This is a genomic window from Clostridia bacterium (assembly GCA_024653205.1).
In the GTDB taxonomy this organism is placed as follows: Bacteria; Bacillota; DSM-521; order Neomoorellales; family SLTJ01; genus JANLFO01.
Window position 1 is genome coordinate 18,775 of record JANLFO010000013.1, and the last position, 12,076, is coordinate 30,850.

General features: G+C 66.2%; 13 protein-coding genes and 1 pseudogene. All 14 read right to left on the minus strand.

What is annotated here, in order from left to right; genetic code table 11:
* Nucleotides 1-4: 4 nt before the first annotated feature.
* Nucleotides 5-652: a UbiX family flavin prenyltransferase gene (locus tag NUV99_07765; protein MCR4420005.1), complete on the minus strand. Its 648-nt coding sequence runs from the start codon at nucleotides 650-652 to the stop codon at nucleotides 5-7.
* 172 nt (nucleotides 653-824) lie between these two features.
* Nucleotides 825-2,699 (minus strand): hypothetical protein, encoded by a 1,875-nt coding sequence (locus NUV99_07770; GenBank protein MCR4420006.1) that lies wholly within the window; start codon nucleotides 2,697-2,699, stop codon nucleotides 825-827.
* 379 nt (nucleotides 2,700-3,078) lie between these two features.
* Complete coding sequence (locus NUV99_07775) at nucleotides 3,079-3,330, minus strand: DUF2007 domain-containing protein (protein MCR4420007.1); 252 nt, start codon at nucleotides 3,328-3,330, stop codon at nucleotides 3,079-3,081.
* Nucleotides 3,330-4,292, minus strand: a complete 963-nt coding sequence (locus tag NUV99_07780; protein MCR4420008.1) for an RluA family pseudouridine synthase — start codon at nucleotides 4,290-4,292, stop codon at nucleotides 3,330-3,332. The genes NUV99_07775 and NUV99_07780 overlap by 1 nt, the downstream gene beginning before the upstream one ends.
* Complete coding sequence (lspA, locus tag NUV99_07785) at nucleotides 4,276-4,737, minus strand: signal peptidase II (protein MCR4420009.1); 462 nt, start codon at nucleotides 4,735-4,737, stop codon at nucleotides 4,276-4,278. Before lspA ends, NUV99_07780 begins: the two co-directional genes overlap by 17 nt.
* Nucleotides 4,738-5,544 (minus strand): bifunctional hydroxymethylpyrimidine kinase/phosphomethylpyrimidine kinase, encoded by an 807-nt coding sequence (gene thiD / locus NUV99_07790; GenBank protein ID MCR4420010.1) that lies wholly within the window; start codon nucleotides 5,542-5,544, stop codon nucleotides 4,738-4,740.
* A gap of 129 nt (nucleotides 5,545-5,673) precedes the next feature.
* On the minus strand, nucleotides 5,674-6,363 hold the full coding sequence (locus NUV99_07795; protein MCR4420011.1) for a TraR/DksA C4-type zinc finger protein: 690 nt from the start codon (nucleotides 6,361-6,363) through the stop codon (nucleotides 5,674-5,676).
* A gap of 138 nt (nucleotides 6,364-6,501) precedes the next feature.
* Nucleotides 6,502-6,801, minus strand: coding sequence for a DUF5665 domain-containing protein (locus NUV99_07800; GenBank protein MCR4420012.1), 300 nt, complete (start codon nucleotides 6,799-6,801; stop codon nucleotides 6,502-6,504).
* 34 nt (nucleotides 6,802-6,835) lie between these two features.
* Nucleotides 6,836-9,619 carry an isoleucine--tRNA ligase gene (gene ileS, locus NUV99_07805; GenBank protein ID MCR4420013.1) on the minus strand — a complete coding sequence of 928 codons (2,784 nt, stop codon included), beginning with the start codon at nucleotides 9,617-9,619 and terminating at the stop codon, nucleotides 6,836-6,838.
* Nucleotides 9,620-9,768: 149 nt separating this feature from the next.
* Nucleotides 9,769-10,032, minus strand: coding sequence for a DUF167 domain-containing protein (locus tag NUV99_07810; GenBank protein MCR4420014.1), 264 nt, complete (start codon nucleotides 10,030-10,032; stop codon nucleotides 9,769-9,771).
* A pseudogene (locus NUV99_07815) lies at nucleotides 9,992-10,417 on the minus strand (DivIVA domain-containing protein). Before NUV99_07815 ends, NUV99_07810 begins: the two are co-directional and overlap by 41 nt.
* Before the next feature lie 149 nt (nucleotides 10,418-10,566).
* Nucleotides 10,567-10,836, minus strand: coding sequence for a YggT family protein (locus NUV99_07820; protein MCR4420015.1), 270 nt, complete (start codon nucleotides 10,834-10,836; stop codon nucleotides 10,567-10,569).
* Nucleotides 10,833-11,648, minus strand: a complete 816-nt coding sequence (gene proC, locus NUV99_07825; protein ID MCR4420016.1) for a pyrroline-5-carboxylate reductase — start codon at nucleotides 11,646-11,648, stop codon at nucleotides 10,833-10,835. Before proC ends, NUV99_07820 begins: the two co-directional genes overlap by 4 nt.
* A 12-nt stretch (nucleotides 11,649-11,660) precedes the next feature.
* On the minus strand, nucleotides 11,661-12,032 hold the full coding sequence (locus tag NUV99_07830; GenBank protein ID MCR4420017.1) for a cell division protein SepF: 372 nt from the start codon (nucleotides 12,030-12,032) through the stop codon (nucleotides 11,661-11,663).
* Nucleotides 12,033-12,076 lie beyond the last annotated feature (44 nt).

A 12,076-nucleotide genomic window follows, 5' to 3' on the forward strand; every position in this document is an offset into this window, starting at 1 on the left:
CGGCCTAGGCCTCCTCCCCGCCGGCCGGTGCCTCCGTCCTGCCCGATCCCGCCCTTCTACCCACCCCCGTCTGTCTCCCTGCCGACGGCTCCGGGAGGCTGCCTTCCCAGCGGGGGAAGAGCGCGTGAGGCAGTCCGAACTGATCCAGCACCTTGCCCAGGGTGTGATCCACCAGGTCCAGCACCGTTTCCGGATGGTGGTAGAATGCCGGTACGGGGGGCAGAATCACCGCCCCGGCCTCGGCCGCGGCCAGCATCAGCCGCAGGTGCCCCCTGTGCAGGGGCGTTTCCCGCACCAGCAACACCAGCTTGCGGCCTTCTTTGAGGCTCACGTCTGCCGCCCGCACCAGGAGATTGTCGTTGTAGGAGTTGGCAATGCCGGAGAGGGTCTTAATCGAGCAGGGGGCTACCACCATGCCGCCCGCTTGAAACGAGCCGCTGGCCGGTGCCGCCCCCACGTCCCGGGGATCGTAGACGCAGGCGGCGAGGGCGTGGACCCGTTCCGGGCCCAAACCCATCTCTTCCCGGATGGTGCGCCAGCCGTTCTCGCTGACGATCAGGTGCGTTTCCACGCCCAGCCCGGCGAGCACTTCCAGCAGCCTGACTCCGTAGACGGCACCGCTCGCTCCGGATATACCTACGATTAGCCGCATCTCGAGCCTCGCTTTTTCCCGCCCGGAGAATCCGGCGAGCACGCTGGTGTGTGCAGATAAAGCATAAAGGGTCACCCGCAGGTCCCGGCAGGTGGGCCTGGACGGCGCGGCCCCACAGAAAGCTTATACCATCCGGCCGCGGTCAGGCAATAGGCAACCGGCTCCGCCCTCCCTACGAGTAGTCCACCGCCATACCCCGCCCCAGGCCGAACAGGCGACAAACGGCCACGGCTAGGCGCACCGGCCAGGGCGCCAGCTGCCGCTTCAGCTCCAGCCTTTCCTCCTGCAGCTGGGCCAGCAGACGCTGCAGTTCCTGGTTGGCGACCAGCGCGCCCTGCAGGCGCTTTTCCGTTTCGGCCAGCTTCTGCTTCAGGGCCGCCTGTTCCGCCTGCGTGCGGCTGAGGTTCTTGTTGAAGGAGCCCTGGAGCTGCAGCACCCGATTCTCCAGCTGTTCCACCCGGCCTTCCAAGGCCTCCTTCTCCGCCTGCAGCCGGTTGATCTCCTCCTCGGCCTGGGCCAACTGCCCCCGCATTTGCTCCCGGCGCCGCATGACTCTCTCCATTTCCGCCCGGATTTCCGCTTTTTCCTGTTCCAACTCCTGACAGCGGGCCTGTGCTTCTTCCAGTTCCGCCTCCAGTTCCTCCGCCCGCCGCCGCCAGGTCTCCAGTTCCGCCTCCAGGTCCCGCTTTACCACCGCCAGCGCCCGGGCCTGCTCCCGGCTGGCCGCCACCTCCCGGCGCTGCTGTTCCAGCTCTTCCCGGGCCTGACGCACCTGGTCGTTCAACCGGTCGTAGGCCTGCTTCATGGTTTGGTTGAAGTACCAGGTACCGGGAGAAATCTCGTCGAAGAAGGGAAACGCCGCCAGAGTGGCCACAACCTTGCCCGCGGCCTCCGGCCGGAGCACCTCTACCAGGCGTAGCAGCGTGTCCTCGGCCAGGCCCTCGGAGAACAGGGTAAGGATTTCCTCCAGCAGCCTTTCCAACGGCCAGGTGGCCAGATCTTCCTGCTCCCTCAGGGCGGCCACCTGTTCGGCCCTCTTGGCCTCGGCGTATACTTCCGGCTCACGCTCTCCGGTGGACCGGAGCTGGAACCGGGGCTCGTCTCCCTCGGTGACCCTTCTCAGCTCCAGTTTGCTTCCCGGTACCAGCTCCTGGCTTTCAAACCAGGAGCCCAGCCCCATCAAGACCTGGGCCTCCCGAAAATACCACACCGGGAGAGGGCCCGAGGGCGTGGCCAGCTTCAGAAAGGCCACCCCGGGCAGGTGGGCGAACATGCGCTCCAGGCGCTTTACCACCCGGAGGATGCCCAACCGGAGGTCACGGGAAGAGAGAATATAGCGCCGGAGATTGGGGTCGGTGTCCTGGAACGTGAGCATGAGCTCCGCCCCCTGAAGGGCGCTGCTTTCCCCTTCCCACAGGAAGTCCAGCGGATCCTCCTCGCCGGGAAAATCCGGCCGGGGCACGCGCGAGCGCAGCCACCACAGGTTTCCCCCGACCCATGTGAACCTCTGGTCCTCCTCCAGGCATTGCAAGAGGTTGGTCTCCCGCCATCCCACGCCCAGGACCTCGGCGCTGATCTGTTCCAGGGTAGGGGGTTCGGCGGCCGCCTCCATGAGCTTGATTATGTGCTCCAGCTCTTTGGACTCGACCGCCCTGACCACCTCCCACGGCACCAGGAGCCAGCGCCCTCCCTTCAGGCGCAGAAAGCGACCGTCCCGGACCAGCTGCCGCTCCTCCCGGATTTCCTCGCGCCGCTGGCGGGCCAGGTGCTCGTTCAGTTCACCCAGGCGCAGGGGACGCCCCTCCTTCTTCAGCACCTGGTAGGCGGCGTCGTTCTCTCGCCGGCCCTCGAGGTTCAGCGACCATAGGCCGCCCTCTACTTCCCGGAAGGCCGGATTCTTCTGCAGGCAGCGCCGCACGTCCTTCTCCAGCCGCGCCGGAGTGGAACGCAGGCCGAGGTGCTGACGGGCGGCCGGCAGCAACTCGGTTACGCTGCGAGGCTCACACTGAAACAAAAGCTGCTTGAGTACATCGGTAAGAGAGTCCAAACGCCCGGTGACTCGCGGTAGGCCTGAAGCCGCCTTCTTCAAGTAAGCTCACCGTCCTAATATTGGTTGACCTAGAAAATATTGGCTGCACAATAGATTAGACACCGTCTGTTAGAATCCTGCTAGAAACCTGCTAGAAAGGAACGAGTTTTTCATCAACTGCCTTGCGCGGGAACGGGTGGGCGGGACCGGTGTTCTCAGAGGACGGGCACCTGTCATCTGGGAGCTGAGACTCCCCGGCCGGCAAGGCGGCCGGGGCGTGGCAGGACCGGCGCGGGGACGAAATGAGAGCCTGCCGGTGGGTATTGGCCTGGAAGCGCCGAACGGCGACCGCGGCGGCGCCGGAAACCGGGGGTAACTCGGGCCGGGACGCGCAGGGCTATTCGCCGGCAGGGGAATCTAGGTCGGGCAGGTCGGACAGGGCGGCCTTCAGGAGGGCCCGGGCGGCCTCGTAGCGCTCCTCCGGCACCAGAAGCTCCACCTCGGCCAGGGCGCCGGTCGAAAACCCGTACACCGTCCCTGCGGCCTCCGCCCGGACGATTACCGGGATATCCTCCGACTTAAGCCACCCGGATACCAGTTCCGCCTCCAGGCGGTTGGCCGCCCGGTACACCACCCGCCATTCGCCCATCAGGCTTCCTCCTTTCGCCGGGAGACCGCCTCTCGTGGCGGGTCCTGCCGCCGGAGGTGCCGTAGCACCTCTTCGAAGGCGGGAGGCAGGGGGGCGGTAAACTCCAGGCGTTCGCCGTTCCGTGGATGGCGGAACGCCAGCCGGCAGGCATGGAGTAGCTGCCCCGGTACGGGAAGGGGCGGGCGCCGTCGCCCGTAGAGGGGATCCCCCACCACCGGATGGCCCAGGGAGGCCAGGTGTACCCGTATCTGGTGGGTGCGGCCGGTTTCCAAACTGACCTCCAGGAGGGCGTAATCGGGAAAGTATTCCCGAACCCGGTAGTGGGTTACCGCTTCCTTACCTCCTTCGGTTCGTACGGCCATCTTCTTCCGGTCCCTCTGGTGCCGTCCGACAGGGGCACGCACCGTGCCGGTCAGCGGCGGCCGGCCGTGCACCAGGGCGAGGTAGACCCGGCGCAGCGTGCGCTCCTGGAGCTGCCGGGCCAGTTCCAGGTGGGTGAAGTCGTTCTTGGCCACCACCATCAGGCCGGAGGTATCCTTGTCCAGCCGGTGCACCACCCCCGGCCGCAGGGAGCCGCCGATGCCGCTGAGATCCGGGCAACGCCTGAGCAGGGCATTGACCAGGGTCCCACGAGGGTGACCCGGGGCCGGGTGGACAACCAGCCCCTGGGGTTTATTGATCACCAGCAGATCGGAGTCTTCGTAGACGACCTCCAGAGGGATGTCCTCGGGTACCAGGACGGAGGGCTCCGGCGGCTCCAAGTGTACGGAGACCCGATCCTTGGGCCGCAGCCGATATCCGGCCTTGACCCTCACCCCGTTGACCGTGACCCGCCCGGCGGCAACGGCCTTCTGCGCCTGAGCGCGGGAGGGGAAAAGGCCCTGCTCGAACAGAAACACGTCCAGGCGCCGGCCCCGTACTTCCGGCCCGGCCGTCACTTCTTTCTCACTTCTGCCCTCCACAGTCTGCCCCCTCCTGCCGTGCCTGCCGCAACGTCTCCCAGGCCATCAGACCAATCCCCGCCACCAGGGCTATGTCCGCCACGTTAAACACCGGCCAGACGCGCAGGTCCAAGAAGTCCACCACATAGCCCAGGCGCACCCGGTCCACCAGGTTGCCCGCCGCGCCTCCCCAGGCCAAGGCCAGGGCCCAGCCCAGCAGCCGGCTCCGGTGACGTACCACCTGCACGTAGGCCAGGCCGATCCCGGTAAGTACCGCCAGGCCCACCAGCACGAAAAAGCCGGTTTGATAATTGAGAATTCCGAAGGCGCCGCCGTAGTTGTGCACCCGGGTAAGGTACAGGATGCCGGGCAACAGGGGTATCGCCTGCCCCTCGGTCAGCCGGAGACTGACCAGCGCCTTGGTTATCTGATCCAGGGCCAGTACCGCCAGGGCAATCCAGGGCAACTACCTCTCCCCCCCGACGCCGGCCGGCGCCGCCAGTGGATTGACCGGTCCGCAACCCCGGCCGAGCGCCAGGCCCCCGGCTATGGCCCGGGTGACCAATTCTTTGGCCCGTTCTGCTGCCTTTGGCACCTCCAGCCCCAGGGCCAGGTAGGCGGCCAGGGCGGCGGAGAGGGTGCAGCCCGTGCCGTGGGTATTCCGGCCATCCAGCCGGGGTCCGGCAAACGGGGTGAATTCCCTGCCGTCGTACAGCCAGTCGGTGGAACCGGTACCGGTCAGGTGACCGCCCTTGGCCAGAACGTACTGCACACCGCTTTGTTCCCAAAGCAAGGCGGCCGCCGCCCGCAGATCCTCCTCGCCGCCGATCTGGCTTCCGGTCAGGACCGCCAGTTCCGGCACGTTGGGGGTGACCACTCTGGCCAGGGGCAGCAGCCGCTCTTTGAGACGGGTAATCGCCTCCGGCTCCAGAAGGGGTGCCCCGCTCTTGGCCACCATTACCGGGTCCACCACCAGGTTCGGTACCCGGGCTTCCCGCAGAACCTCGGCCACGGCCTCCACGATTTCTTTCCCACCCAGCATGCCGGTCTTTGCGGCATCGGTGCCGATGTCCTCCAGCACCGCCTCCACCTGGGCCCTGACCATTTCCGGGGGAAGATAGTGCACGGCCCGCACTCCGCAGGTATTCTGGGCCGTAACCGCCGTAAGGGCCACGGTGCCGTAGACGCCCAAGGCGGCAAACGTCTTGAGATCGGCCTCAATACCCGCCCCTCCGCCGGAATCCGAGCCGGCAACGGTTAAAACCCTCTTCACCGTGGCTTCTCCCCTCTCGGACGATCGCCCCGTTCGCTTCGGCTCGGGGAAGCTACCAAACCAAGGAAACACCGATCCGCTCCGCCGGGGACGCCGCAGCCGTACCCCGGCGCCGCCCTTGTCCTGCGTTCACAGCCGCCGGGGCGGCCGGCAATCAGGTTTCCCGGAATAGTCCTGATAGAGTGCGCCGTCCCGGCGGTCCCGGTAGTAGGGCAGGGAGTCTACCTGCTCTACCGCCCCCCGGTCCTCGTCGTAGTCGGCGTATACCCGGGGGTATTCGCTGGTCCCGGGCAGGTCGGATATGCTCTCCGAGGTGCCGTGGCGGGCCGCATCCTGCCAGGCATCCTCCCCGTCATAGGCCGCCCGTTCCCCCGGTTCGCGGCCGGGACCGTAAAGGCCGCCGTAGGGCGGGGCCACTACCTCCTCCTCCACCGGTCGCCGCCGGTGCCCACGCCGGGCCTCAAAGGCCCGTCGGCAGTCCAGGCATAGAGTCGTCTCCGGTAGGGCTTCCAGCCGCTCCTCCTCTACCGGCCGGCCGCAGCTTCGGCAGTAGCCGTAGCCTCCGGTCTCCAGCGACTTGAGGGCTTCCTCTACCGCTTCCAGGCGGCGCCGGGCCAACTCCCGCAGAGCAAGGTCCTTGCTACGTTCGAATACCTCGGTTCCTAAATCCGCCGGATGATTGTCGTAACCGGATAGCTCCTGGAGCGCTTCTCTTTGGCTTTGGTCTAGACCGCCTTCCAGAGCCCTTAACTGCGCCGTCAGTTCTTCCCGTAACCGTCGGAGACGGCCGGCGAAGTACTCCCGCCGCGACGGGTCCAACTTTTTCCCTCCTGCCTTTCCCCCTGCCGCCTCCCCGGTTGCTCTTGAAGACCGGTCTCGGCTCCGGCCCGTGCCTCTCTCGGCTTCCCGCGCTGACGGCGGCTCGCACAAAAGGCCATGGGCGGGCAATACCGGTCCTTATAATTCCTGACGCACCAGGCGCACGATGGTGGCGATGAAGCTGCTGATGCCGGGGAGATTAAGCACTACCAACAGGCGCAGGATGTACAGCACCAGGGCTCCCAGAACGGTGAAGCCCACCGCCATTCCCAGGCCCCGGGCCAGGCCGGCCACGAAGTTCACGTAGATCAGGCGCCGGGGACGGTGCAGCAGATCGCCTACCACCAGTTCCTCCCGGCGGGCCAGGTGCTCGGCTAAGGCCTCTACCCTCTCCCCCAGCGCTTGTAGGTCCCTGGGCTCCACCCGTTCATTTTCCACCCGACCGGCACCTCACCATTATTATGGCGCCGGCCTAGGCGGATATGCGGGAGACCACCTCCGAGCACCGGGGGCAGAGATCGGGATGGGAGGGATCTCGGCCTACTTCCGGGTTGAACAGCCAGCAGCGGGCACACCGCCTTCCCTGCGCCGCGCCCACCTTCAACCACAGGCCGTTCATGTTTTCCGCCGGCCGGACCTCGCCGCCCGCCGGTGCGGGACCCGGGTATACCTCCACCCGGGAGACGATAAAGGCCGGGGCCAGTTGGGGCTTCATGGCGTCCAGCAGGGAGAGAAGCTCGCCCTGGGCGTAGAGCTCCACCGCCGCCTGGGAAGAGTGCTGAACCGTCTTCCGGCGCCTGGCCTCTTCCAGGGCCTTGCTGACCTCTTCGCGCACCGCCAGCACCGTCTCCCATCGCCTCTCCAGGGCCTCGTCCAGGTATTCTTCCCGGACCTCGGGCCAGGTGGTGAGCTGCACGCTGACCGGCGCCCCCTCTTCCCGCGGCAGGTAGCGCCATATTTCCTCGGTGGTAAAGGCCAGGATAGGGGTCAGCAGCCGCACCAGCACGTGCGCCAGGCGGTAGAGCGCGGTTTGCGCCGACCGGCGCCCGGTGCTCTCCCGCGCCTCGCAGTAGAGGCGGTCCTTCAGCACGTCCAGGTAGAAGGCGCTCAGGTCCAGCACGCAGAAATTGTAGATGTGCCGGTACACCTGGTGGAATTCGTATTCCCGGAAGGCCTCGGTAACCCGCCGGACGAGCCGCTGCAGCCGGGAGAGCATGAAACGGTCGATTTCCTCCATCTCCGCGTACGCCACCGCGTCGCGACCGGGAGCGAAGTCGTAGAGGTTGCCGATCAGGAAGCGGAAGGTGTTGCGTATCTTCCGGTAGGCGTCGGCCGTCTGCTGGAATATCTTGGGCGAGGCGGCCACGTCCCGGCGGTAATCGGCGGAGGCCACCCACAGCCGCAGGACGTCCGCCCCCAGCTCTTCGATTACCTCCGAGGGCTCGATGCCGTTGCCCAGGGACTTGGACATCTTCCGGCCTTCCTCGTCCACCACGTAGCCGTGGCTCAGCACCGTCCGATAGGGCGGCTGCTCGCGCACGGCCACCGAGGTGCAGAGCGAGGAATTGAACCAGCCCCGGTACTGGTCGCTACCCTCCAGGTACATGTCTGCCGGCCAGCGCAGGTCCCGACGGGTCTCCAGTACCGCCAGGTGGCTGCACCCGGAGTCGAACCAGACGTCCATGATGTCCGTTTCCTTCCGGAATTCGGCGCCCCCGCAGTGAGGGCAGCGGTATCCCGGCGGGAGGAGCGCGGCCGCCGTCTCTCCGAACCAGGCGTCCGAGCCCTTTTCCCCGATGAGCCGGCGCACGTGCTCGATGCTCTCCTCTTCCATGATCGGCTCCCCGCACCCGGTGCAGTAGAAGATGGGTATGGGCACCCCCCATACCCGCTGCCGGGAGATGCACCAGTCGCCGCGCTCGGCGATCATATGGCTCATGCGCTCCTGCCCCCACTCCGGCACCCACCTGACCCGCTCCACGGCGGCCAGGGCCTGCCTCCTGAAGCCCTCCACCGAGGCGAACCACTGCTCCGTGGCCCGGAACAGGATCGGCCGCTTGCAGCGCCAGCAGTGGGGATACTGGTGCTCGATACTTTCCTCGCGGAGCAGGAACCCCGTTTCCGCCAAGCGGGCCACGATGGCCGGATTGGCCTCGTCGGTGAGGCGGCCGGCCCAGTCCCCGGCTTCGGCGGTGAAGCGCCCCTCGTCGTCTACCGGGGAGAGCACGGGCAGGCCGTAGCGCTGTCCCACCTCGTAGTCCTCCAGCCCGTGCCCGGGCGCAATGTGCACGCAGCCCGTGCCCTGCTCCAGAGTCACCAGCTCTCCCACGATAACCAGGCTCTCCCGTTCCAGGAGCGGGTTCCGGCACCTGGCTCCTTCCAGGTCCGCGCCGCGGAAACTACTCACCACCCGCCCCCGGCGGCCGACCAGCTCCAGTACGCCGGCCCACAGGGCTTCGGCCATAACCAGCTTTTCCCCCTCCGACTCCACCAGCACGTAGGTGTAGTCGGGGTGCAGGGCAATGGCCAGGTTGGCCGGCAGGGTCCAGGGAGTGGTGGTCCAGATGACAACGTAAGTGCTTTCTTCCGGCACCACCCCCCTACCGTCCAGCACCGGGAACTTCACGTAGATGGAGGGGGAGACCTCGGGGCCGTACTCCACTTCCGCGTCGGCCAGCGCCGTCTGGCAGGTGGTGCACCAGTACACGGGCTTGAGGCCGCGGTAAATGTAGCCCTTCTTCACCATGTCGCGGAAGACGCCGATCTGCACCGCTTCGAACCGGGGGTCCAGGGTGAGGTAGGGGCGATCCCAGTCTCCCCGGACTCCCAGGCGCTGAAACTGCTTCTTTTGTATCTCCACGTATTTGAGCGCGTAGTCCCGGCAGTAGCGGCGGAACTCTACCGGCCCCATGCCCCGGCGGTCGAGGCCCAAATCCTTTATGGCCTGCTGCTCTATGGGAAGCCCGTGGGTGTCCCACCCGGGGACGAAGGGGGCATCGTAGCCGTTCATGGAGTAGAACTTTACGATAAAGTCCTTGAGGACCTTGTTCAGGCTGGTACCCAGGTGAATGTCCCCGTTGGCGTAGGGCGGGCCGTCGTGAAGGATGAACTGGGGGCGGCCGGCGCTCTTCTCCTGCACCCGGCGGTAGAGATCGATTTCTTCCCAGAAGCGCAGGATCTCCGGCTCCCGCTTAGGAAGTTGGGCCCGCATGGGGAACTCGGTTTGGGGAAGGTTGACCGTCTGGCTGTAATCCAATCCGTTCACCCCCGGGTTTGGAATGGCTCCCGGCCCGATCGAGCCGCTCTTTTCCTGCTCATTATATGGTTTCCGCCCGGCCGAGTCAAACCTTGCCGGCGCTGAGGCATCCCTGTCCCCAGAGGGCAGTCCTGGTTTTCCCCGAGTACCTAAAGCGTGCCCAGGCGTCGGAGCACGGCCTCCTCGTCCACCCCTTCCAGGCCCAGAAGCTTTTCCCGGTGGCGCTCACCCTGGAGGAGTTTCACCCGGCTCCGGGGCACTCCCAGCCATTCGGCCACCAGCTCCAGGCAGGCCTCGTTGGCCGCCCCCTTATGCGGCGGGGCGCTCACCTTCACCTTCAGCGCCCCGTTCTCCCAACCGCAGATCTCGTCCCTACCCGCCCGCGGCTGCACCCTCACCTTCAGGCGCACCATCGGTGTGTGCCTCCTCCGCCCCCAGGGCTTCCAGTTCCGCCGCCAGTAAGGCCCGCCACCTCCGCCGGAAGGCCGCCGTCCGCTCGCGCAGTTGTTCGTACTCCCGCCACTGCTTCTCCACCTCTGCCTGGGCCCGGGCCAGGGTTTCCTCGGCCCGGCGCCGCGCCTCCTGAAGGATCAGTTCGGCTTCTTTCTCCGCATTTTGCCGGGCCTCCTCGGCCGCCTTCTGGGCCATCACCAGGGTCTCCTTGATGGTCTCCTCCCACTCCCGATACTTCTTCAGGGCCTGTTCTAGCCCCAGTACCTGCTCCCGCAGTTCCTGGTTTTCCCGGTATAACTCCTCGTATCCCTTCACCACCTGCTCCAGGAAGGCCCTTACCTCGGCAGGTCGGTAGCCCCGCCAACCGCGGGCAAACTCCTTATTGTGGATGTCCAGCGGGGTGAGCATATACGCCTCCTTCTCCAAGCCGCCCCACCTCCGGATGGGCCGCCCGGCCGCCAACGCGCTCAATCGGCCGGCCGCGCCACCTCCCTCTAGAAAAGCAGGCGGTAAAGGGCGGGCATTACAACCCAGTTTTCCACCACGTAAAGCAGCAGCAGGGCCACCAGCGGAGAGAAATCCACCATGCCCGTGGCCGGCATCAGCCGGCGGACGGGCGCCAGGATCAACTCGGTGAAGTCGTACACGAAGCGGACGGCAGGGTTGGCCAGACTGGGACGAAACCAGGACAGAAGCACCCGGATCAGTATCAGGAGTTCCAGGAGGCGAAAGGCAATATGTACGCTATCCAGTACCAGGTTCATGTTCCTCCTTCCCTGCCCAGTTCTTCCGCCCGCCGCCAGGCCGCCTCTACCGCCCGGATGAGAGCACCCCGCAGCCCGGCCTCCTCCATCACCGCCAGGCCGTAGGCGGTTGCCCCACCGGAAGACACCACCGCGTCCTTTAGCTGCGCCGGGTGGGCGCCGGTTTCCTGCAGCATGGCCGCCGCCCCCTGTACCGTACGCAGGGTGAGCCGCCGCGCCACTTCCCGCGAGAGACCCAATTTGACACCCGCTTCAATCAGGGACTCAAGGATCAAAAAGGTATAGGCTGGACCGCAGCCGCTCAGAGCCGTTACCGCATCCAGGCAGGATTCGGCCAGGTCCACTACTTCCCCCACCGCCCCGAAGATTCTCCGGGCCTCCTCCTTCCTGGCCTCCGGGACTGCCGGCCCGTAGCTGAGGGCGGTAATGCCTTGACCGACCAGACAGGGCATGTTCGGCATGGCCCGGATGACCAGGGCCTCTCGGGAGATGAGGCTCTGCAACCGGGCGATCTTCCACCCGGCCACCACCGATATGAGCAGTTGGCCCGGGGAAAAAGCCGAACCCACCTCGGCCAGCACTTCGGCGGCCACCTGGGGCTTGACCGCCAGCACCACCGTGGGGCAGGTCTCCACCACCTGCCGGTTCTCCGCGCAGATTCCGATACCGTACCCGTCTTGCAGGTAATGCCGTCGCTCGGCACTGGCATCTGCGGCCAGGATTTCCGGCGCCGGCGCCTCTCCGGCCCCGATCAGGCCCCGGATCAGCGCCTCCCCCATGGCTCCGGCCCCGATGAAACCTACTTTGGGCACCGCCCTCGCCTCCTAAAGTGCGTCGGTTCCGTCTTCCCGGCTGATTTCCACGTTCGGAGGGGTGACCACGAAGATCCCCTCTCTTATCTTCTGCACGCTCCCTCCCAGGGCATATGCCACCCCGCTCAGGAAGTCCAGTACCCGGCGGGCCACTTCCACCTCGCGACCCTCCAGGTTAAGCAGGATGGGGTGCTTGTCCTTAAGGTAGTCGGCTATGTCGGCCGCCTGTTCATAGGAAACCGGCCGGGCGACAATCAGCCGGAGTCTCGGCGCCGAGGGCAGGCTGACCACGTTGTTCTTTACCAGCCGTGGGGGCGGAAACGTGGGGTCGACGGGCGGCTCGCCTTCTTCCTCGAACCCCAAGAAACCCAAAATTCTCTCCACCAATCCTCCCACTTTACCCTTCTGGCGGGAGGCAGGGTTCGAAC

Bases quoted from the DNA above. Each gene is read 5' to 3' on its own strand.
- NUV99_07765 (MCR4420005.1), bottom strand. From the start codon at position 652: ATGCGGCTAATCGTAGGTATATCCGGAGCGAGCGGTGCCGTCTACGGA.
- NUV99_07775 (MCR4420007.1), bottom strand. From the start codon at position 3,330: ATGGGCGAATGGCGGGTGGTGTACCGGGCGGCCAACCGCCTGGAGGCG.
- NUV99_07810 (MCR4420014.1), bottom strand. From the start codon at position 10,032: ATGGTGCGCCTGAAGGTGAGGGTGCAGCCGCGGGCGGGTAGGGACGAG.
- NUV99_07820 (MCR4420015.1), bottom strand. From the start codon at position 10,836: ATGAACCTGGTACTGGATAGCGTACATATTGCCTTTCGCCTCCTGGAA.